This is a genomic window from Bacillus subtilis subsp. subtilis str. 168 (assembly GCF_000009045.1).
GTDB lineage: Bacteria > Bacillota > Bacilli > Bacillales > Bacillaceae > Bacillus > Bacillus subtilis.
Map to the genome: position 1 here is coordinate 1,974,863 of NC_000964.3, position 24,962 is coordinate 1,999,824.

Consider the following 24,962-nt stretch of genomic DNA (forward strand, 5'->3'; position numbering starts at 1 on the left):
GTCTCCTGTCACGATTTTCTACAATTCTTCCACCAAGCTGGATATGCTGTCCAAGTCCTCTGCCGTTAATGATTGACTGCTGAAATCGCTCAGTGTCTTTTCTGCTTTCTGTTGACCGGCGCAGTGTTTCATAATGTCCAGCAAAAAGTGTTCAATCCTGTTAATAAGCTGTTCCATTGTGTTTCTGTGAAAGCGGGCTGGCGGATAACTAAGATTGAAATGGAGCTTTTTGTCTGCTGCCATTGCACTCATCTCGATGATTTGCTCGCGCTTCCATGTATGAGTGATATCCTTTCCGCTACCAAGGCTTGATGGGCGGAAGGTGTCCTGTCTTTCGATGTCGTTGAACTGGCCCAAATAGTTAAAGCTGATTTCAGGTGTTTTTGAAAACGTAATGCTTTTATTTTCAGGGTGTGTAAGGTATTTCAGCATACCGTAACCTACCCCTTTGTTTGGTATCCGGCCCAGTGTATCTTTAACGGTTTTTACTGAGGTTCCGAGCTCATCCCTATGATTTTCAAAGCTTATGAGGGCCGGGTACATGGATGTAAACCAGCCGACCGTCCTGCTTATATCTAACTCTGGCAGAATGTGTTCTCTCCCGTGTCCTTCCATAGCGATACGGAGCTTGCTTCCTCCTGTCCATTCACAAATCGCCAAGGATGCTGCGGTTAACAGAATATCTTGTGTATCTGTGCCATAGGCGTGATTGACGTTTTGCAGCAAGACGGCGGTGTCTGCTTCAGTCAGTGAAAAGCTTAATGAGTCCCTTTTGCTGAAGTCGATGTTCACATGATGCGGTATTTCATAGGGCAGTTCTGCGGCTTGCTGTTCTTCTACACTTCGCCAATACGCCTCTTCGCGAATCAGCTTACTGCTTTGGGCATATTCCTGTATGCGTCTTGCGTATTCCTGGTAGGAATCCGTTTTAGGCGGAAGCTGGATCGTCTGGCCTGCAGCAGCTTGTTGATATCCGGCTGACAAATCCTCCAGCAAAATCCGCCATGAGACACCATCAACGACAAGGTGATGGATCGCAAGGAACAAGTAATCTCCGGTCAGTGTTTTAAACAAAGCGGCGTGCAACAATGGTCCTTCCTGCAAATTGATGCTTTGCTGAAGATCGGCAACTTCTTGTTTGATTTTCGTCTCCCAGCCGCTTTCTGACTGTGAAAGATCAGAGATTCTTAAGCTGTATAGCTGTGACTCATGAATGCCTTGGTTGATTTGAATCCATCGCCTGTCATCGTTGCGATAAACCATCCGAAGCGCATCATGATGCTCCGCCAGTTTTTTCAAGGCTGGTCTAAGGGCGTTTTCAGACAAACGTCCAGAATGGAATAGCATGACAGACTGATTGAAATGGTGTCTTTCTTCAATATCTTGTGAAAAAAACCATTGCTGAACAGGCGTCCAAGGAACGTCACCCTGAATGGGTCCTTGCTCTATGATTCTCTCTGACTTACGGATAAATGGTGATAAGTCCTTTATCTTTGGATGACGGAATAAATCACTTACCTGCAAGCTTAGTCCATAGCGCCCAAGGCGTGCAGAAACTTGAAGGGCTTTGATTGAATCTCCGCCCAATTCAAAAAACGAATCCTCTATTCCGATCCTCTGGATGCCTAGAACCTCCTGCCAGATCAATGCCAGCTGCTCTTCAAGTTCGTTGCGTGGCGGGATGTATGTTTGTTTAGATGCGACATCTGGTTCAGGCAGTGCTTTCCGGTTCAATTTGCCGTTTGATGTGAGCGGAAGAGTCTCCATTTCAATGATATACGCCGGGATCATATAGTTTGGCAGCGAACGCGCGAGAAGAGAACGCACTTGTTCAGCATTCGTGCCTGCTTTTACGCTGATATAGCCAAACAGCTCTTTGCTCCCGGTCTGGGCTGTACGTGCTAACACTGCGGCTTCTTTGACCCCGTCTATTTGACGAAGTGCTGTTTCGATTTCACCCAGCTCCACCCGATAGCCTCTGACTTTTACTTGATCATCAATACGGCCAACGTACTCAATTGTGCCATCGGAAAGCCAGCGCGCCAGATCACCTGTGCGATACAGTCGATCGCCAGGTGCAAATGGATGTGGGACAAATTTCTCTTTCGTTAAATCAGGACGGCCCAAATATCCTCTGGCGACGCCATCTCCGCCGACACAAAGTTCACCGACAGCTCCGACCGGCTGCAGCACTCCCCATTGATTTAAGATAAAAGCGGTGGAATTACCAACCGGCCGCCCGATCGGAATGGAAAGTTCATATGTTTTTTGAATGTGAAGGCATGTCGAAAAAGTTGTATTTTCGGTAGGGCCATATCCATTCCATATAGATACTTCAGGGCAGACATTTCTGATTCGATTGACGTGGCTCGGCGACAAAGCTTCTCCGCCAATAATCAAATGTTTCAGCTGTGAAAATGTTTGTTCATTTTGCTCTGTCAAATGATTGAATAGAGAAGATGTCAGCCAAATCGTTGTGATTCCTTGATGTTCTATGTACCTCTTAAGCTGATGGGAATCGAGAAATGTTTGTTGATCGGACAGATGCAAAGCGGCACCATTTAGCAGCGGTCCGAAAATTTCAAATGACCCAACGTCGAAACCGATTGATGATGTCATCAGAAGGCGGTCTTCAGGTGTAAATGTAATATAATTGCTGTTTTTAACAAGACGAATTACACTTCGCTGCTCAATCATGACACCCTTTGGTTTACCGGTTGATCCAGAGGTATAAATGATATATGCAAGTGAATGGGGCCCTGCTGAAGATTCAACGTTCTTCGCCTCTCCTTGCTTTTGAATATCTTCGATTATGATTTGTTCACATTCAATGCCTAATAGCCGTTTTTCTGTTTTTTCAGATTGAAGGAGTAATGCTGCCCTGCTGTCAGACAGCATATAAGCTATGCGTTCAACAGGCAGATTAGAATCGATAGGCAGATAGGCTCCCCCGGCTTTTAGAATGCCCAGCATTCCTGCAATGAGTTCTGGTGTTCTGCCTGTCAACAAGGCTACAACACTATCAGGCCCTACGCCCTTTATCTGTAGAACTGAGGCAATTTGATTTGCCCAGCTGTTCAGGTCCTCGTAAGTGAATACTTGGGTGTCGCTGACAATTGCTACAGCATTAGGTGTTTGTTCTGCCTGCATTTCAAAGAGTCTGCTGATGGTTTCATTTCTTGGATAATCTATTTTTGTACGATTGAGCTCGTGGATAAGGTAATGGGCCTCATCCTCATTCAGGATATTTATTGTTCCGAGAGCGGCTTTGTTGTCTTTGATGATGGAGAGTAACATATTGTTGAAGTATTGAAGCCACTTTTCTATCGTTTTTTTCTTATATAAGTCAGTACTAAACTCCATTTGGAACGTCAGCAAACCGCGGGGCTGTTCCTGGGCATATAGGGTTAAATCAAATTTGGACGTTTGATGCCCATTGTTTGCTGCAGGTTTGAGACAAAGTTCATCCAGCTCCAACGATTCCTGATCCATATTTTGAAGAACAAACATTACGTCAAACAGCGGATTTCTGCTCATATCTCGTGTCAATTCAAGCTTATCAACAAGCTCTTCGAACGGGTAATCTTGGTGCTCAAAGGCTTCCATTGCTGTCTCGCGCACTTCCTGCAAGTACTGTACAAACGGCTTCCCGCCCTCCGGGCGCGTCCGAAGCGCCAGCGTGTTCACAAACATGCCGAGTATCGGCTCAAGATCCTTGTGCGGCCGGCCGGCAATTGGCGAGCCGACGATGATATCTTCCTGTCCGCTTAAGCGTGACAAGAACGCGGTGTAAGCTGCAAGGAGCACCATGTACAGTGTGCTTCCGTTTTCTCGTGCCAGCTTGTAAAGGCCTGATGTAACCTCTTGATCCAGCGTAAATGAGACCTTGTCACCCGCGAAGCTTCGCATCGGCGGGCGGGCATGATCAGCCGGAAGATCCAGCACAGGCAGCTCGCCCTCGAGCTGCTTCAGCCAGTACGCCCCCTGCGTTTTGTACGCGTCTCCTGTTTTGAATCCTTCTTGCCATACGGCATAATCTTTATATTGAATGCGCAGTGCCGGAAGCTTCCGATTATTGTACAGTTCGCCGAATTCCCGAATCAGAATGTTGACGGAAACACCGTCTGAAATGATGTGATGCATATCAACCAGCAACAGGTGCCGCTCATCTGATACCTTTACGATTTGGGCACGGAACAGCGGCGCTTGGCTGAGATCAAACGGTTTGATAAATGCGGCTGCGGCCTCCTCTTCGGTTCGTGCGCCGAGAACTGTAGTCTGTAACGTAAACGGCACCTCGTCATGGATGCGCTGCACCGGGTCGCCTCCTGCGTCCTGTTCGAAGGCGGTCCGAAGCGACTCGTGGCGCTTGATCAGCTCTTTGAAAGCTCTGTCCATCCTTTCAAGGTTGAGCTTCCCTTCGAGCTCTAACACAGCCGGCATATTGTAGCCTGTCCCTCCGTCCTCCAGCTGCTGAAGGACATAAATCCGCTTTTGGGCAGAGGAAACCGGATAGGTTTCCTGTTTTTCAGCGGGCTTAATCGCTTCATATGGACTGTCCGTTCCTTCACGGATAACGGTAGCCAGTCCTTCTACCGTCGGATGGGCAAACACATCTTTTAGCGGCACCTGTACATCGAATTCTTTGGCGATCCGTGAGACAAGCGCCGTTGCTTTTAAGGAATGTCCCCCGCGGTCAAAAAAGTTGTCGTGAATCCCGACAGGGCCATTTTTCAGCACGTCCTCCCACAGCTGAGAAAGCTTCATCTCAGTCACGTTTCTCGGCGCCGTGTAGGTCTCCGCATCTGCCGCTCCGCCAGGAGCTGGCAGGGCGTTTCGGTCGAGCTTTCCGCTTGGTGTAACCGGCCACTGTTCCATTTCTATCATATAGGCTGGGACCATGTAGCCCGGCAACAGTCTCTGAAGCTGTGCACGCACTTCGTTTCTTTGGAGCCCTTCTACATAAGCGCATAATTCCGGCTCGCCGCTGTCTGTCCGTACGGTAACGGCCGCCTCCCTTACGCCTTCTATGCTTCTTAGTGCCGCTTCAATCTCTCCCGGCTCAATCCGGTAGCCGCGGATTTTCACCTGATCATCCGTGCGCCCGAGGAATTCAACATTCCCGTCAGGGAGCCAGCGCGCCACATCCCCGGTTTTGTACATGCGTTCCCCCAGGTAAAACGGGTCTTCAAGAAAACGCTCCTCCGTTAATGCCGGCCGATTCAAATAACCTCTGGCAACACCCGCTCCGGCAATGTATAGTTCGCCGGCGACACCGGAAGGCTGTACGGCTAAATGCGGATCTAAAACATACAAACGCGCACCAGGTACGGGCTTCCCAATCGGAATCCGCAAACGGTCTCTGTCCCGTTCTGGATCTAACACGTAAAATGCCGCGTCTACCGTGGCTTCTGTCGGCCCGTAGCCATGGATTAATGATACCTGCGGCAATACAGAAGCAAAACGGGCTGCCGTACGCGGCGCAAGCGGTTCACCTCCGGCGAATACACGCTTTAGGCTTGTCCTGTCACTCAGCCTTTCGATTTCCGCTTGATCGAGAAAGCTGTTCAGCATAGCCGGAATAAAATGAGCCGTTGTCACGTTTTCCTGATGAATGGCTTGTACGATCAATGCGGAGTCTTTTTCCCAGCCGGGCGGAAGCAGATACGCCGAAGCACCGGAAAGAGCCCACCAAAACAGCTGCCACACAGACGCATCAAAGGAAAAAGAGGTTTTCACCATGACAATGTCATCTTCCGAAAGCCGAAACTGGTGCTGCATGCCGGTCAGAAAGGAAACAGCCTGGCGGTGCTCAACGGCCACTCCTTTCGGCTGCCCGGTAGAGCCCGATGTATAGATGACATAGGCGAGAGATCCGTCGCTAACAGAAGCAGACACATGACGTTTTACTTCTTCACACTCAAGAGATGTCATGTCCACTTCAAGCGTTTCGCCAGAAAAGTTTGGTGCGGAGCATCCCGGCTGTGTCAGCAAGAGCGATGCCCCGCTGTCTTTCAGCATGTAGCTCAGCCGCTCCTTTGGATACGCAGGATCAAGCGGCAAATACGCCCCTCCGGCCTTCAATACAGCAAGGACAGCGATCAGCATGTCAGGTGAGCGTTCAGACAGGACACCGACGATACTTTCGTTTGTGACGCCGCGTGCCGCAAGGTGCGCAGCCAGCCGGCTGGCGTACATATCAAGCTCAGCGTATGTCAGCGAACCGCCTGAAAAGCGAATGGCCAGCCGCTCCGGTGTGACTGCCGCCTGTCGTTCAAACAGCCCATGCAGGGTTGGGGCTTCAGGTGAAACAGATACTGTCCTGTTATTTTGAGAAACGATTTTCCGTGTTTTGTCCTCATCTAGCAACGTCATCTTTGACACAGGAAGAGATGGATCAGAGATGACGTCAGAGACCATGTGCAGCAAATAATCTTTTATTTCGGACATCATGCTTGGTTGATAAGCGCTGGTCTGAAAATGAATCCGAACGTACAAGGTACGGCCTGGGATCACTTTGACACTGCAACTATAATTGGTCACCTCTTCCATCTCAAAATCTTTGACGGAGAAATCAAATGACCCCGCTTGATTCAGCTCTTCGATCTCTTGCTGGGTAGGTGTATTTTCAAAGACGATAATATGATCGATCAACTCTTGCTTTAGAGCACTCTGCGCCTGAATATCATACAAGGGAAAGTAACTATAGGCTTCTGCCTCATTCATGTCCTTTTGCATTCTCCTGACTAGGTCAGAAAAAGACAGAGAATCACTTTGGGCTCGAATAGGAATGGTATTGATAAAAAGCCCGACCATGTTTTCCACATCTTTTAGCTCAGAAGGTCTGCCTGATATAACTGAACCGAACACAGCATCGCTGCTGCGATTGACCTTTTGAAGCATAATCCCCCATAAAGCTTGGAAAACAGTGTTTAGTGTCGCACCAGAAGCTGCTGCGATTTTCTGTAATTCGGCGGTTTCTTTTTCGGGAATGGCAAACGTGATCTGCTGTAGTGTCCCATTCGGAATTTGATCTGTTCTTTTCGGCAGGGGTGTAGATTTTTCGAAATGCTGAAGCCTCTTTTTCCAGTACTCAGCTGCTTCTTCACGATCTTGCTGCATCAGCCATTTAATATACGTCCCGTACGGCTGTACGGGAGGCAAATCAGGAAGCTGGCCTTTACCCAGCGCTTGATAAATATGGAGAAAGTCTTTAATGACGATGCCTAAACACCAGCCATCCATTAAAATATGATGGTGGCTCCAGATACAGACATAATGATCAGGCGCCCATTTTAAAATAGATATTCTCATCAGTACATCCGTTTGGAGATCAAAGCCTTTGGATTTGTCCTGCTCTTTGAATGCCTCGGTACAATGTTCTTTATCCCTTTCATTGAGATGGGAAATATCTTCAATATGAATAGGGCAATGACGTTGCTTGAGCACGACTTGACGAGGTTTGGCTACATTTTTATAGATGAATGCTGTTCGAAAGATATCGTACCTGTCAAAAACAGCATCCATACTTTTTTGGAAACGCTCCAAGTCAAGCTGTCCATGGATCGTAAAAGAAGCCTGTTCAAAATAAGCTCTCGACTGTTCATCATACAGTGAGTGAAAAAGCATCCCTTCCTGCATAAATGACAAAGGGTATATATCCTGTATTTCAGGTTGCTGCGGCATCAGTGAATCTCCTCTCCTATAGTTTGTTGACGGCTCCCATGATCTCACTCAATTCATCAAGCGTTAAGTCTTCATCAGTGAAATCAGATGCGCTCCACTCTTGGTTTTCTTTGCCGGTACAATGCTCAATGATGTTTTCCAGAGTCTGTTTAAAATGCCTGGAAAATGTTTGGATTGTTTTTTCCTCAAATTGAAACCTGTTATAGATGATGTGCATGTTCAGGCACCCCGAAGAAACGGCGCCGCTGATATCCAGTGCATAAGGACGCTCCCAGTTCGGGCTGATCTCATTTCCTGGCTTGATGTCAGACACCTCAAAGGCATTTGATTGAATATCCTGATCAAACTGGCCTAAATAATTAAAGCTGATTTCTGGGCTGTTTTTCTGAGAGCCCCATCTTTTGCTGATATATTTCAGCACGCCGTAGCCCGCGCCTTTATGCGGTATACGGTGCAGCATATCTTTTGTCTGTTTAATAAGGTGGCCCAGCCGCTCTTCTTTGTCCTTATGATCGGAATCTCTCATATCAAGCCACACAGGATAAATGGAGGTGAACCAGCCAACAGTTCTGCTAATATCGATGTCCTCAAGATATGATTCCCTTCCATGGCCCTCCATGCTGATTTTAAATTGGTTATTTCCCGTCCATTTCTGCAAAGCAAGACCTAAAGCTGTCAGAAGGATATCATTCATCTCCGTGCTGTAAGCTTTATGTGCAGCCGTTAATAGTAATTCTGTGTGATGGCGAGATAGCTCAAAATCAATCACTTCTGTATCTTTGAATGTGTTAGATGCTGCGTCATTGTCTTTTGGAATAGGCTGGATGTGACGGTTCTCGCACTCATCCCAGTACGCTGCTTCGCGCTGCACCTGGCGGCTTATAGAGTAGTCAGCTATTCTTTGTGAATACGTTAAATATGAATCTGTTTTTTGCGGCAGTTTAATAGATTCTCCTGAGACTGCCTGTTTGTAAGCTGTTGAAAAATCCTCAAACAAAATGCGCCAAGAAACCGCATCAACAACTAAGTGATGAATCGTTAGAAATAAATGGTCACCATTCTCGGTTCTAAACAATCCAGCGTGAAGTAAGGGGCCGGTTTCCAAACGAATATGTTCTTGCATCCGGCTGGCTGCTTCCTCAATCGTGTTCCGGGCTTCTGTTAGGCTATCCTTTACATCAAACAGTTCAAGTGCATATAGCTCCTCATCTGAAAGATCTATCCCTCTGTTTATCTGCACTTGCCTGCCATCTTCATGCCGGCATACGATTCTCAGTGCATCATGATGAGTCACAAGGCTTTTTAGTACTTTTCTAAGCGCAGCCTCATCAAATCGTTCAGCCCGGTAGATCATAACGGATTGGTTAAAATGATGGCTTTCCAGAGATTGCGAGAAAAACCACTGCTGGATAGGTGTCCAAGTAATCTCGCCTTCGACCGGGCCTTGGTCAATGGCGCGTACGTCTTTTCGAACCCGGGCGGACAGTTCACCAAGAGTCTGATGTTCAAACATCTCACGTACTGTCGTTTCAAATCCGCGCTGCTTCAGTCTGGCACAAACCTGCAGCGCTTTAATAGAGTCTCCGCCAAGCTTAAAGAAATTGGCGCTTACACCCAGCTCATCTACATTAAGAAGCTCTTCCCAAATTTCAGCCATCACCGTTTCAATCTCATTTCTAGGACTGATATCATCAGCTGTATAAGCTTGTTTTTCAGGCTCTGGCAGGGCTTTCTGATCGAGCTTTCCATTAACAGTCACCGGGATGCTGTCAATTTGTATCATACGGGCAGGCAGCATAAAGTCAGGCAAGGCGTTTTTTAGGTAAGTTCGGATGTCTGATATATTCGCAGCCTGTTGATCTTTTATCACCATATATGCATATATAGCTGTTTGCCCTTGCTCGTCTGCTCTGGTAATGACAGCCGCCTCTTTAATCATTGGATACTGAAGAAGTGCCGCTTGGATTTCGCCTAACTCAATACGGTGCCCTCTGACTTTCACCTGCTCATCAATGCGGCCTAAGTATTCCAGCTCGCCATTTGACAGGCGCTTAGCAAGATCTCCTGTTCGGTATAATCTGTCTCCCGGAAGATAAGGATTGGATACAAAACGGTCAGCGGTCAGCTCATCTCTGTTGAGATATCCCCGTGCCACACCTTCGCCGCCTATATACAGCTCCCCTGGAACTCCGGTCGGCTGCAGGTTCATATGGGCATCCATCACATGAGCCTGCAGAGTAGAAAGAGGCCGGCCGATATTGCTTTTATTTTTTGCAATGTCTGCTGCGGACAATTTTTTGAATGTTACATGGACCGTTGTTTCTGTAATACCGTACATATTAATCAAATCAGTATGAGGATATTTTTCATTCCAGCTTTGAAGCAATCCGGGCTGTAAGGCTTCGCCGCCAAAAATCACATAGCGGATGTTTAAATGATCTGTATGATTTTGGTCTTCAAGCATCAAGCCGTAAAAAGCAGTCGGGGTCTGATTGAGTACAGTGACGCGCTCTTTTTTTAACAATAATCGGAATGCTTGGGGGTCACGGGCTGTTTCTTTAGAGACCACGACTAATGTACTTCCGTTCAATAACGCACCGAACATCTCCCATACAGAGAAATCAAAGCAATAAGAATGAAATAACGTCCAGACGTCTTCATGGTTAAATTCAAAAGGCAGGTTTTGATGCTTCAAGAGACTGATCACATTGCGGTGCTCGACAATGACTCCCTTTGGCTGACCAGTCGTTCCAGATGTGTATATCACGTATGCGGGCTGATCCGTTACTATTTCTTCAATGTTTACATCAGCCGGAATTGAGTTGTTTTCACATTCATCGATATACAAAATATGCCCGGTGTAGTCTGCAGGTTTGTTTAGACCGCGCTCTGTCAGCAGCAGTTTTGCTCCGCTGTCATTGAGCATAAAGCTAATACGCTCCTTGGGATATTCAGGATCAATCGGCAAATAGGCCCCGCCAGCTTTTAAAATCGATAAAACGCCAATGATCATATCAGGTGACCGATCGAGCATCAGACCGACGATATCGCCAGTTCTGACCCCTTGTTTGATCAGCATAGCAGCTGCCCGCTCGGCTTTTTCATTCAGGTCTCGATACGTAAGCTGAGAATGGCCGCACACCACTGCGATATGCTCCGGATACTGAGCTACTTGCTTTTCAAATAAGCTTACTATGTTTTCATTTCTCGGATAAGCTGCATACTGCCCCATTTTTTCAAGGAGTAACCTACGCTCTGCAGCAGGAAGCAATTGCATGTTCGAAATTCTCATCTCAGTATCCGCCGTTACCCCTTTTACCAATTCAATAAAATAGGATGCCCACTGCGTAATGGTTTCTTCTTCAAAAAGAGCAGTGCTGTATTCAAAACGGCAGCGTATTCCACTCAGATGCTCCTCAGCATGTAATGTTAAATCGAATTTAGATATATCATGTTTAGGAGTGACAGACGAAATCGACAGACCAGGCACTTCGAACCGGAAATCTTCACTGCTTTGAAGCACAAGCATCGCATCGAACAGCGGGTTGCGATTTACCTCTCGATTTGTATCGAGCTTATCTGCCAGCTCCTCAAAAGGATAATCCTGATGCTCGTAAGCGGTCAGAGCCAGGTGGCGAATGTCATGCAAATAGGAGCTGAACGTTTTGTGGCCCTCGGGCTTGCTGCGCATCGCCAATGTATTGACGAACATTCCGATGACGCGCTCCAGATCAGCGTGCGGTCTTCCGGCAGCAGGCGAACCGACAACAATATCCTCTTGCCCGCTTAGCTTAGATAACAAAATAGAATAGACAGCCAGAAGAATCATATACAATGTTGTTCCCGTTTCAGCCATTAAACGGTGCAGTTCATCAGCCATGTCTTTATCAATGTTGACTTCAATTGTTCCACCCCTGAAATCAGGGAGACGCGGCCTTGTTTTATCAAGCGGTAATTCTAGTGTAGGAAGACTCCCGCCAAGCTGACCGAGCCAGTAGGCCTCCTGTTTTTTGTATAGCTCTTTCGGGTGCTTCTCTTGCTGCCAAACAGCAAAATCCTTATAATGCAGGTTTAAAGCTGGCAACTCTTTTCCGCAATATAAGTCAGTAAATTCTTGGACAAGAGTGCTCATCGAGACACCGTCGGCAATAATATGGTGCATATCGAGCAGCAAAAAGCCGCGATTATTGCCCATTGTAATGACACATGCTCTAAAAAGCGGACCGGATGATAGATAAAACGGTTTGATAAAGGTCTCGATTGCAGACTCAAGCATTTGTTCTGATTCCATTTCAAGCTCTTTTAGATCAAAAGCCATCTCTGGATAAATGATCTGCACAGGCTCGTCTCTGTCAAGCACAAAAACAGTCCGTAATGCTTCATGCCGATTCACAAGTTCTGTGAGAACGCTTCTCAACCGCTGGCGATTCAGATTTCCGCGTAATTCAAGTACAGCTGGCATGTTGTAGCCTGTGCTGTCATCTGCCAGCTGATGAAGAGCATATAATCGTTTTTGCGAGAAAGACAGCGGATAGACATCTCTTTGATCCGCAGGTTCAATCTGTGTAAAAGCGTGTTCTTTTAAGCTCATCAATTTGACCGCCATGCTTTCAACCGTCGGATAAGAAAACACCTCACTGAGCGGCAGCTCGACATTAAGCTTTTTATGTATTCTTGATACCAGTGCGGCCGCTTTTAAGGACTGTCCGCCTAACTGAAAGAAATCATCACGAATGCCGATGTGCTGTTTATTCAGCACATCTTCCCAAATATGTGCGAGATCAGCTTCGATTAAGGTTCGGGGCGCCATATATGTGACACTCGTATTGTTTTCTGGTTCAGGAAGCGCAAACCTGTCAAGCTTGCCGCTGGATGTTAATGGCATCTGGCTGATGTTGATAATACTTGCTGGGATCATATAGGACGGCAATGTCCCGGCAAGATGCTGATACAAATCTGGGAGGCTGTTTCCCTTTTCCGGAACGATATAAGCAACGAGCTCCTTTTCCTCAGCAGAAACATCACGGGCCAGTACCGCTGCTTCTTTTACCCCCGGTGCTTGTCGAAGAACTGTTTCAATCTCTCTCAGTTCAATACGATAACCCCTAATTTTCACTTGATCATCAAAACGTCCAATATATTCAATCGTTCCATCAGGCAAAAAGCGGCCTGCATCACCTGTTCGGTATAAACGCTCCCCTTCAAGGAATGGATGATCGGAGAATGCTTTCTGTGTCAGCTCTTGCTGTTTGTAGTATCCTCTCGCAAGACCCGCGCCGGAAATACACAGTTCACCCGCCGCGCCGATCGGCTGCATTTGATTTCCGTGCAAAACAAATACTTTTGTGTTTCTGATCGGGTGTCCGATCGTGATCCTCTCTTTTTTATTCAGATGCCGCAATATTGTTGTTGCCACACTGTTTTCTGTGGGCCCGTATTCATTTGCCAGTTCAGCAGAAGGACAAATTATTTGATTCAACTCAAGCAGATCAGGCGTGACCGCTTCACCCGCAAATGTCACAATACGAAGACTTTTTGCATCGTCAGCAGTCATCACTTCCAATAACACCCTGTACAGGGAAGGAACAATGATCATGTGGCTGACCTTATAACGGGCTATTTTTCGCTTAAGGGCCAGCACATCCTTCGCTTCGTCATCTGTTGTCAGCAGTACGCACGCACCAGATAAAAGCGGGGTAAATAAGCTCGTTACACAGCCGTCAAACACGTACGAAAACAAATGGAGGGATATATCCTGTTCGGTCATGCTATACTCTTCCCGTCTCCATTGCAATGTATTGGCAATACCGTGATGATCAACTAAAACCCCTTTAGGGCGCCCCGTCGTTCCCGACGTATAGATCAAGTAGGCTAGATCACCTGGCGGCATATTTGGCGCTTCTGTTTGGTAACTTTCTGTATGTTCTATCGTTATCGTATTTCCTTCATAGGACGGAGGGATCAAGGAAATAAGGTCTTCTTCTATCAGCAATTGAGCCGCTTGACTGTCCTTCAGAAGAAAAGAAAGACGTTCTGCTGGAAAATGTGGATCAAGCGGCATATAAGCGCCGCCTGCTTTCCAAATCCCAAGCAGAGCTGCAGGCATTTCCATTGACCGGCCCATCATTACAGCAACGATATCCCCAGATCCAACGCCTTTTTCTATCAGGGCGTGCGCAATCTGATTGGCTCTTACTTGTAACTGGCGATAGGTCCAGCACTCGTTTCCCATTTTCAATGCAGCAGCTTCAGGTGTTTTGTGAGCTTGTTCCTCAAACAATTGGGGTATCGTTTTGTTCACATAAGGACGCTCAGTTTCGTTAAACAATTGGATAACCTGTTGCTCCTCCGGCGGCACGATATTGATGTCACTGACGGCAACATCGGGATTTGTCAAAATGCAATCCAGTGCTTGCTTTAGATGCCCCTGAATCCTCAGCATCTCCTCCCGCTCGTAAACGTCTGCGTTGTAGCTGAATTTGATATAAAATGATTCTCCCGGAACGATAACGATATTAAAGTCGTAATTGGTTTGTTCCGACATTGAAATGTCACTCAGCTTCAGAGCGCCTTCGTCATTTTCACTCTCCACGCTTAATGCCTGATGAAGCTGTACAGGGTAATTTTCAAAAACAAAAATATGATCGATCAACCCTTGCTTCAATGGACTATGGTTTTGAATCTCATAAAGCGGATAATACCCATGCTGTTCAGATGATAAAATATCCTCCTGCACGGCTTTGACCAGCGAAGAAAATGTTATGCCTTCCGCAGATCGGATTCGCACTGGAACAGTATTGATAAACAAACCGACCATTGATTCAATCCCGTCAATCGCTGACGGGCGTCCCGAAATGACGGAGCCAAAAACGGCATCATCTGCAGCATTATATCGATGGAGCAGCACGCCCCAAATACTCATAAACAGCGTGTTTAATGTCACTCCCCAGTTTTGGGCAGCCTCTGTCAGTTTCTCAACCATATCCGGCGCTAATGAAAAGCTGACCTGGTCGGCTTTATAATTCCCGTCTGCCGTGCGGCGCTTTATTCGGGGAATAGAAGCAGTATTGCCGTACTCCTTCAAATATTCGCTCCAGTAGGCAGCAGTCTCTTCTTGATCTTGTTCTCCGAGCCATTCAATATAACGGCTGTACGGCACCGTGCTGCCAAGCTGTACAGGTGAGTTATTTTTGAGCGAATCATACATGCTGAAAAACTCTTTAAGAATAATGCCGAGACACCACCCATCCATGATGATATGGTGATGTGTCCAGACACATGTATATTGGCTGTCTCCTCTATCAAAAAGGGCAAGACGCATTAAAGGATCTTTTTGCAAATCAAATCCTTTTTCCCGATCCTTAGTCATAAAAGCATCAATCAGCGTCTGCTGTTCTTGATCAGCCAGGCGAGAAATATCTTCTCTATATACTGTCAATTCACGGTTTGATAGAACTACCTGCTGCGGACCTGTAAGATCTGGTACTTCTTTAATGAAAATCGTTCTGAAAATATCATATCTAGAAACAAGAAGGTTTAAGCTCTTTTGAAACGAGTCGACGCATAGATTCCCTGTGATCGTAAACGAGGTCTGTTCGATATATGCTTTCGAGCTGAAATCCATTAGTGAATGAAACAGCATTCCTTCCTGCATGTGCGATAACGGATAAATATCTTGAATTTGTGCCGATTGTGCCATCAATTCCACACACCTTTTCAAAAGTTAAAGATCTTTCACGAGATCTTCGATGCTAGATAATGCAGACAACGTTAATTCTTTATTGCTGAAATCGCTCAATGTTTTTTCGCGTGCTTTTTTCTGCGAACAATGCTCAATCGTCTCGATAAGATGCCTGTGAAAACGATCCATAAAGCACTCAATTGAGTGTTTGCTGAACACTTGGGTGTATACCGCTTTTACGTGAAGCCGTCCGTCCGTAATGAGAGCATTGATGTCCAGCTCATACTCTCGTTCTCTCTCACCCGCTATTTCGTAACGGGGCTGGTAATATGATAATTGAAACGTTTCAACTTCCTTCTCTTCGCTAAATTGACCGAGATAATTAAAGCTGACCTCAGGCTCTTTATGCCGCAGTTCTCCTATGTGTGTTAACAATCCGTATCCAGTTCCTTTGTTCGGTACTCTTCTCAGCATATCTTTTGTCGTCTTAATTCGGTATGCGAGCTGATCCTCGAAAGGCTCGGGAATACCCATGTCTAGCAGAATAGGATAAATGGAGGTAAACCATCCAACTGTCCTTGAAATATCAATGTTTGGCACATGCCCTTCTCTACCGTGTCCCTCAGTGCTGATCACGATTTGGTCATGCCCAGTCCATTCAGAAAGCGCCATTCCTAAAGCCGTAAGCAAAAGTTCGTTGGCATCAGTACCATAGGCTTGCTGGGTTTCAAACAGCAATTTTTCAGTCCAGTCCCCGGATAGTACAAACGCTGCTGCGTCGCTGTTCATTTGGAGTTTGTCTGGCACATTTTCTATGTCCTTAGGAAGAAAAGCAGTGTGAGCGTCTAAAATCGTTTGCCAATACGTTTTCTCTGAAAGCAATTGTTTACTTTCAGCTATTTGGGTAAGACCATCGGCGTAGGATAAATAAGAATCCGTTTTTGGCGGTAATTGGATTTCTTTCTTTTCTAAAGCCTGTTGATATGCTGCAGCTAAATCCTCAAGCAGAATTCTCCAAGAAACGCCATCTATCACAAGATGATGAAGTGCAATCAGCAAATGATCCCCTTCTGCCGTTTTAAACAAACCTGCTTGCAGTAAGGGCCCTTTTTCTACATTCATTTTGCTTTGAATGACGGTTTCCTCAGCGGCAAGTTTTTCATCAAGATGAGCCCTTTCCAGCGATGCTTTTGTCCAATCTGAAATATAAAGGCCAAACAGTTCATGATCCTTGTGATTGATTCCGCGATTAAACTGAATGACATGGCCGTTTTGGTCACGTTGGAAAATCATGCGAATGGCATCATGATGCTCGGTTATTTTACGCAGCGCTAGATGAAGCGCGTTAGCATTGAATCCTTTTTCACTGAAAAGCATGACGGACTGGTTGTAATGATAGTGAAAAGCATGTACCTGTCCGAAAAATCTTCGCTGAATCGGGGTGAGTTCAGCTTCACCTTCCGCAGGTCCCTGGTCCGCTTGAGATGCCAATGGTGTGATATGTCCGCATAGTTCCTGAATCGTTGAATAACGGAATAAGTCGCGTATTGTCATGCTCCAGCCTTCAGCTGCCAGACGTGCTGCCACTTGTAATGCTTTAATTGAGTCTCCGCCAAGCTCAAAAAAGGAATCGTGAATGCCGACTCGTGACATGCTCAGTACATCTTCCCATATATACGCCATCGTTTTTTGTAAGTCGTTAACTGGTGCGGTATATGGACGCGATAACACATTATTTGGAGCCGGCAAGGCATTTCTGTCCAGCTTTCCGTTTAGGGTCAGCGGCATGTTTACTAAAGGAATCAGATATGCAGGAATCATATACGCTGGCAGTTCCTTTGTTAAAGCAGCACGGAGAGCATTCGTATTGACGTCTGAAGGCACAATATATGCTGCCAAACCAGCCTGTCCATTTTTATCATGCTGAACGGCAACAGCAGCTTCTCTGACAAGCCCCGTTTGAAGCAGAACACTTTCAATTTCTTCTGTTTCAATTCTGTATCCATTTATCTTTACTTGATAATCCATTCGGCCAAGAAGCCGGATCGTTCCGTTTGGAAGCCAGCATGCTCGATCACCGGTTCTGTACAGCCTTTCTCCAGAGACAAATGGATTTTCTGTAAATTTCATTTGCGTTAAGTCAGGTTTATGATGATAGCCTTTCGCAACACCTGCCCCGCCGATGCACAGCTCGCCGGCAACACCGATCGGCTGAATTTGATCAGTCTGGCTGAGTACGTACATGTGTACATTCGGCAGCGGGCTGCCGATTGGTACGTTATCTCCCGTACACTCTCCACCCATACTGGTTTCATAGAAACTCGAATCAATGGTTGCCTCTGTGACACCATAGCTATTAATGATGCGCATGCTTTGGCCAAAGCGATCTGTCAATGTTTTGAAATCTTGAGCTTTCACCATGTCGGAACCAAGAATCAGTATGTCTAAGTCAGGAAGCTTGAACTGGTTACGGTATACATACTCCATCACCGGGATAATGAGAGCCGGTGTCGACTCCATCACCGTGATTCTCTGAGATTTAATGATTTTATATATTTCAGCAGGTTCCAGCCGTGTTTCATCTGGGCAAACGATTAGAGTCCCGCCGTTGGTCAATGTTCTCGCCAAATCTCCTGAGAAGACATCGAATGAAAAGCTCGCGATTTGAAGCAGTCTGACAGGCTTCCGATCCAGTTCATAAATTTGACGCCAAGCAAGAGCAGCATGAGTAAAGTTCTGATAGGTGACAATAACACCTTTAGGCGCACCCGTCGTTCCTGACGTATAAATGATATATACCGGCTCTTCAGGAGCAGGAGATAAGTTAAGGTTGCAGTTACTTTCTTCAAAAGAGCCCTCATCGTCAAGGAAGATGTGAGACATCTCAGATTCAGGCGAGTTCGAAATCAAATGCTTCAACTCTCTCTGTAAAAGAAGAATATCTGCCCCGCTATCACGAAGAATGTATTCAATACGAGCTTTTGGATAATGTGCATCGATTGGGATATACACTCCGCCAGCTTTCATCACTGCCAGAACTCCAACAATTGCATCGATGGACCGCTTGGCTAAAACAGCCACAGTTGGCTTCGGTCCTTTTCTGTTTTGCAATGTTCGTGCCAGACGATTGGCTCTTTCATTTAGAAGGCGATAGCTAATCTCTGTTTCGTTATCAATAACAGCTATATGTTCTGGATTTTCTTCAGCTTTCGCTTCAAATATGCGATGAAAAGGAATATCTTTTTGAGCAAATTCAACTTGAGTTTTGTTAAATTCAAAGACTATTTTTTGTTTTTCTTTATCACTAAGTATGTTTATTTGTGCAAGGCTTGTTTCAGGAGTTGAAAGTGCCTCATGCAGAAATTCGATAAAATGATCAGCCCAGCGTTCAATCGTAGCTTTCAGGAATACTTCTGTACTAAATTCCATTTCGCAGCAAATAGATCCACTTATTTCCGTAGCTATTAATGTGATATCAAATAAGGAAATGTGATGTGCGAAATTGGCAGGCCGGACTTTTATTTCTCTCAGATCTATGTCTTGTTTTTCCACATTTTGAAGGATAAACATCGCATCAAACACTGGGTTCCGGCTCATATCTCGTGTCAATTCAAGCTTATCGACAAGCTCTTCGAACGGGTAATCCTGGTGCTCAAAGGCTTCCAATGCTGTCTCACGCACTTCCTGCAAATACTGTACGAATGGCTTCCCGCCCTCCGGGCGCGTCCGAAGCGCCAGCGTGTTCACAAACATGCCGAGTATCGGCTCAAGATCCTTGTGCGGCCGGCCGGCAATTGGCGAGCCGACGATGATATCTTCCTGTCCGCTTAAGCGTGACAAGAACGCGGTGTAAGCCGCAAGAAGCACCATGTACAGTGTGCTTCCGTTTTCACGTGCCAGCTTGTGAAGGCCTGATGCAACCTCTTGATCCAGCGTAAATGAGACCTTGTCACCCGCGAAGCTTCGCACCGGCGGGCGGGCATGATCAGCCGGAAGATCCAGCACAGGCAGCTCGCCCTCGAGCTGCTTCAGCCAGTACGCCTCTTGCGTTTTGTACGCGTCTCCTGTTTTGAATCCTTCTCGCCATACGGCATAATCTTTATATTGAATGCGCAGTGCCGGAAGATTCCGATTATTGTACAGCTCGCCGAATTCCCGAATCAGAATGTTGACGGAAACACCGTCTGAAATGATGTGATGCATATCAACCAGCAACAGGTGCCGCTCATCTGATATCTTTACGATTTGGGCACGGAACAGCGGCGCTTGGCTGAGATCAAACGGTTTGATAAATGCGGCTGCGGCCTCCTGTTCGGTTCGTTCGCCGAGAACTGTAGTCTGTAACGTAAACGGCACCTCGTCATGGATGCGCTGCACCGGATCGCCTCCTGCGTCCTGTTCGAAGGAGGTCCGAAGCGACTCGTGGCGCTTGATCAGCTCTTTGAAAGCTCTCTCCATCCTTTCAGGGTTGAGCTTCCCTTCGAGCTCTAACACAGCCGGCATATTGTAGCCTGTCCCTCCGTCCTCCAGCTGCTGAAGGACATAAATCCGCTTTTGGGCAGAGGAAACCGGATAGGTTTCCTGTTTTTCAGCGGGCTTAATCGCTTCATATGGACTGTCCGTTCCTTCACGGATAACGGTAGCCAGTCCTTCTACTGTCGGATGGGCAAACACATCTTTTAGCGGCACCTGTACATCGAATTCTTTGGCGATCCGTGAGACAAGCGCCGTTGCTTTTAAGGAATGTCCCCCGCGGTCAAAAAAGTTGTCGTGAATCCCGACAGGGCCATTTTTCAGCACGTCCTCCCACAGCTGAGAAAGCTTCATCTCAGTCACGTTTCTCGGCGCCGTGTAGGTCTCCGCATCTGCCGCTCCGCCAGGAGCTGGCAGGGCGTTTCGGTCGAGCTTTCCGCTTGGCGTAACCGGCCACTGTTCCATCTCTATCATATAGGCTGGGACCATGTAGCCCGGCAACAGTCTCTCAAGCTGTGCACGCACTTCGTTTCTTTGGAGCCCTTCTACATAAGCGCATAATTCCGGCTCCCCGCTGTCTGTCCGTACGGTAACAGCCGCCTCTCTTACGCCTTCTATGCTTCTTAGTGCCGCTTCAATTTCTCCCGGCTCAATCCGGTAGCCGCGGATTTTTACCTGATCATCCGTGCGCCCGAGGAATTCAACATTCCCGTCAGGGAGCCAGCGCGCCACATCCCCGGTTTTGTACATGCGTTCCCCCGGGTAAAACGGGTCTTCAAGAAAACGCTCCTCCGTTAATGCCGGCCGATTCAAATAACCTCTGGCAACACCCGCTCCGGCAATGTACAGTTCGCCGGCGACACCGGAAGGCTGTACGGCTAAATGCGGATCTAAAACATACAAACGCGCACCAGGTACGGGCTTCCCAATCGGAATCCGCAAACGATCCCTGTCCCGTTCTGGATCCAATACGTAAAATGCCGCGTCTACCGTTGCTTCTGTCGGCCCGTAACCATGGATTAATGATACCTGCGGCAATACAGAAGCAAAACGGGCTGCCGTACGCGGCGCAAGCGGTTCACCTCCGGCGAATACACGCTTTAGGCTTGTCCTGTCACTCAGCCTTTCGATTTCCGCTTGATCGAGAAAGCTGTTCAGCATAGCCGGAATAAAATGAGCCGTTGTCACGTTTTCCTGATGAATGGCTTGTACGATCAATGCGGAGTCTTTCTCCCAGCCGGGCGGAAGCAGATACGCCGAAGCACCGGAAAGCGACCACCAAAACAGCTGCCACACAGACGCATCAAAGGAAAAAGAGGTTTTCACCATGACAATGTCATCTTCCGAAAGCGGAAACTGGTGCTGCATGCCGGTCAGAAAGGAAACAGCCTGACGGTGCTCAACGGCCACTCCTTTCGGCTGCCCGGTAGAGCCCGATGTATAGATGACATAGGCGAGAGATCCGCCGTCAGCAGGAGTAAACTCATGGTTTTCTGCTTTTTCGCTCGCAAGAGATGTCATGTCCACTTCAAGCGTTTCGCCAGAAAAGTTTGGTGCGGAGCATCCCGGCTGTGTCAGCAAGAGCGATGCCCCGCTGTCTTTCAGCATGTAGCTCAGCCGCTCCTTTGGATACGCAGGATCAAGCGGCAAATACGCCCCGCCGGCCTTCAATACAGCAAGGACAGCGATCAGCATGTCAGGTGAGCGTTCAGACAGGACACCGACGATACTTTCGTTTGTGACGCCGCGTGCCGCAAGGTGCGCAGCCAGCCGGCTGGCGTACATATCAAGCTCAGCGTATGTCAGCGAACCGCCTGAAAAGCGAATGGCCAGCCGCTCCGGTGTGAAAGCTGCCTGTCGCTCAAACAGCCCATGCAGGGTGAAAGCTTTAGGCGAAACAGCTTCCGTCTTGTTAAACTCATACAACAATTTTTGCTTTTCTCTTGTATTCGTCATATCTAATTCTCTTATAAAGCTGTGCGGATGTTTAAGGGCGTTTTCCAGTATGGTAAGCAGATGAGATTGTATTCGTTTAATATCCTCAAGAGAAAACAAGGTATTTTGATAGTCGAAATTTAATTGAATGGTTCCATTGTCTATCCGTTCTTGTATTTGAACTGAAAGTTCGTTCGCGGTGTATCCGCTGAAATAAAGCGCTGTTTCATAGTCAAAATCATCTGCATTGTGCCACTGAAGTGGCTGATACTGCATAGATATACCGATAAGGTTGTGTAAATCCTTCTGTTCATTTCTTAATTCATTTACAAGCAAATTATAAGGAAACCGTTGATGACGCATAACAGAAAGCTGTTCCCTGCCTATTGTGCGGACAAAGGAAAGAAAATCTGTGTCAGGATCAACCGTTATTCTGATTGGAAGGGAACTAACGAACATGCCGAGCATTTCTTTTTCAGCCTTTGAACCTCTGTTGCCATAGTAGGTGCCAATGGCAAGATCTTTTTTAGAAGTGATTCGGCTGATGCATATGTAAAATGAAGCCATAAATAAGGAAATGATATTGATCTTGTGTTCTTCGCAGAAGATTCGAATCGTTTGCTCTAGATCAGGTGAAAGAATGATGGTGTCTCTGGATGCAGATGTGCTCTGTTTTTGTAAGGACGTCTGGTCGGCTAACGAGTGGTATTCCAACGGGTGCTCAAAGGTTTGCGTCCAAAATAAACGGTCCTTTGCAAACCGTGGAGATTGTAGATATTGACTCTCTTTTTCGATGTAGCTCAAGTAAGAAGGTTCCGGCTGATCAGGTAAAGGATCTTTCTTTTTCATTTTTTGATAAAGATCTATAATTTGATTTCCCATCACATTTAAAGAGATTCCATCCATTATGATATGATGGAATTTCGCAAATAGCCAAACTTCATGAGAGTCAATTCTAAGGAGGTAAAATTGAAAAAGAGGCGAGTTGAACAGTTTAAATGGAATGCTCGCTTGATCCTGAATCCATTGCTCTATTTCTATCATTTCAACATTTGAAAAATCAATTATTCTAAGTGGATAATATTTATATTCAGTAAGGTGCAATCGAGGCTCAAGCTCTTCTCCTTCTAACAGCTGAAATCTAATGGCGTCGTTGCGGGAGATGGAATGATTCAGTGCTCCCTCCAGAGTATCAAGCTCAATATTGCCTTTAAATTTCACACAAGCTGTAAGATTGCAAATGCTGGTATCTGGCTCCAGCAGTTCGGTAAACCACACTCTCCTTTGGGCATGGGTTAAAGAATAAGTATGTTCGCTCAACGGATTCCCTCCAGTTCTCATAATAAGAGGATAAGAAAATGTAGAAAAAAGCAGAAAAATGACAATAAAAGAAATTATATGACTATATAATCCATATATGCACTATATTAACGGATATTTTTTAAAGTACAATAAAAAACATTAAATTTTTATAACATTTTTTTTGAATATAGTATTATTTCTTTATTTTTCGTTTCTTTTTTTATCAAATTTCCGGATATAAAGTGATAAAAGTATTGTTTTACATAAGGTCTTATACACTACTTTTTAATCGGACTAATTTTCTTTTGTGCATCATTCTTCTAATTGTTGGAAGGTTCGACAAAGCGTTATTACAGACATAAAAAAACCTGTTTTCTCTTGGAAAACAGGTCTCCCGCTATTATTGATTTGCCAAAATGACAGCGATTTGATCCTCAATATCTTTTCCATCCTCTTCATCAATCAATCCATTTAGAAGAATAGAGAAAACAAGTTTTTTTCCGCTCTTTGTTTCTGCGTACCCCGATAGAGAGCTTACCGTACTGAGCGATCCGGTTTTTGCTCTTACTTTTCCTTGTGCAGGAGTGCCTTTCATGCGGTTTCTCAGCGTTCCGCCCACCATTCTGTCAGGATTCCCCGCAACAGGTAAAGAATTTAGATAAGCCGAGAACCAACTCTGATCCTGAATGTCATATAACAGCTGTGAAAGTTGATCTGAGGATACAGCATCAATATGTGAGATTCCTGATCCGTCCCTTAAGACGAGTGATTTAGAATCAACACCAAATTCCGGAAGCGTACTGTTTAACACTTCGAGCCCCTTTTCCCAGCTCCCTTCTCCTTTTTTCACTTTCCCCATCTCTTTTACGAGCACTTCGGCATGTCCGTTATTACTTAATTTCATGAACGGCACAAAAAGTTTCGATAAAGGCATTGAGCGATGAGAGAGCAGCACATCTGAAGAACTAGGTGCTTCACCCGTCTTGATGTCCCCTTTCACAGTAATACCTTGTTTTTTTAGTGACTGCTTAAATAAATCTAAGGCATATCCGGCAGGCTCCCAGACAGAAATCCATTCCTTTGTCTTGTTTGCGTCAACCGGTACGCTCCCTTCAATTGTAATCGTGTTTGTTCCATGCTCTCTTTCGATTGTGAGGTCTTTCTCTGAACCGGCAGCAGTCGTTTTAGCATCGTTCTTTATCGTTATATAATCGGTTTTCGGAGAGACAGACACGGCAGGCTCTTCCCCTTCTTTTTGATTTGGGGTGACCTCAACAATCACAGTGCCTGCATCATAGTCTTCGTTTGGAGACGCTGTTAGAGCGGAGATTGGCGCGCCATAATATGTGTATTCATCGCTCCAAGGCATATCAGGTGATAATCGCATGTCATCATGCCACGTATCATCACCGATCAGATTGCCTTTAATTACTTTTACGCCGGAATGTTTCAATATCTCAGCCATTTTGTCAAAATCAGATGGTAAAAGTGTCGGATCGCCTTTCCCTTTCAAATAAAGGTTACCATTCAGCTTTTTCCCTTTCAGTGTTCCATCCGTCCGGACCTCGGTTGTAAAAGAATAGTTCTCGCCAAGGACAGAAAGTGCCGCGGCCGCTGTCAAAAGCTTTAGAGAAGAGGCAGGCCTCATTCGGGTGTCTCCTGAATGTTCATATAGAACAGCACCTGTTTCCGCAGAGCGAACGGTGATGCCGGCCATTGCGCCTTCGAGGGCAGGATGATCAGCTAAAATCTTATCGATCTGCCCGGAAAGTGCATCTTGTTTTTCAGCGGCAAGCGCAGCCTGATGCATATAAGGCACCGAAGCAACGACGAAAAGCAGTAAAACAGCAACATAAAGCTTTATGCTTTTTTTCATTAATTTCCC

Annotated in this window: 4 protein-coding genes; all 4 read right to left on the bottom strand. The window is 46.2% G+C overall.

From position 1 onward, the window contains the following. Window positions 1–18: 18 nt before the first annotated feature. Window positions 19–7,686, bottom strand: coding sequence for a non-ribosomal plipastatin synthetase C involved in synthesis of plipastatin (ppsC, locus tag BSU_18320; RefSeq protein NP_389714.1), 7,668 nt, complete (start codon window positions 7,684–7,686; stop codon window positions 19–21). A gap of 16 nt (window positions 7,687–7,702) precedes the next feature. Further along, window positions 7,703–15,385, bottom strand: coding sequence for a nonribosomal plipastatin synthetase B involved in synthesis of plipastatin (ppsB, locus tag BSU_18330; RefSeq protein NP_389715.1), 7,683 nt, complete (start codon window positions 15,383–15,385; stop codon window positions 7,703–7,705). A gap of 24 nt (window positions 15,386–15,409) precedes the next feature. Further along, window positions 15,410–23,095: a non-ribosomal plipastatin synthetase A involved in synthesis of plipastatin gene (gene ppsA / locus BSU_18340; protein ID NP_389716.2), complete on the bottom strand. Its 7,686-nt coding sequence runs from the start codon at window positions 23,093–23,095 to the stop codon at window positions 15,410–15,412. A gap of 382 nt (window positions 23,096–23,477) precedes the next feature. After that, entirely contained in the window at window positions 23,478–24,953 is a 1,476-nt protein-coding gene (gene dacC / locus BSU_18350) for a D-alanyl-D-alanine carboxypeptidase (RefSeq protein NP_389717.1), read from the bottom strand. Between the last annotated feature and the right edge of the window lie 9 nt (window positions 24,954–24,962).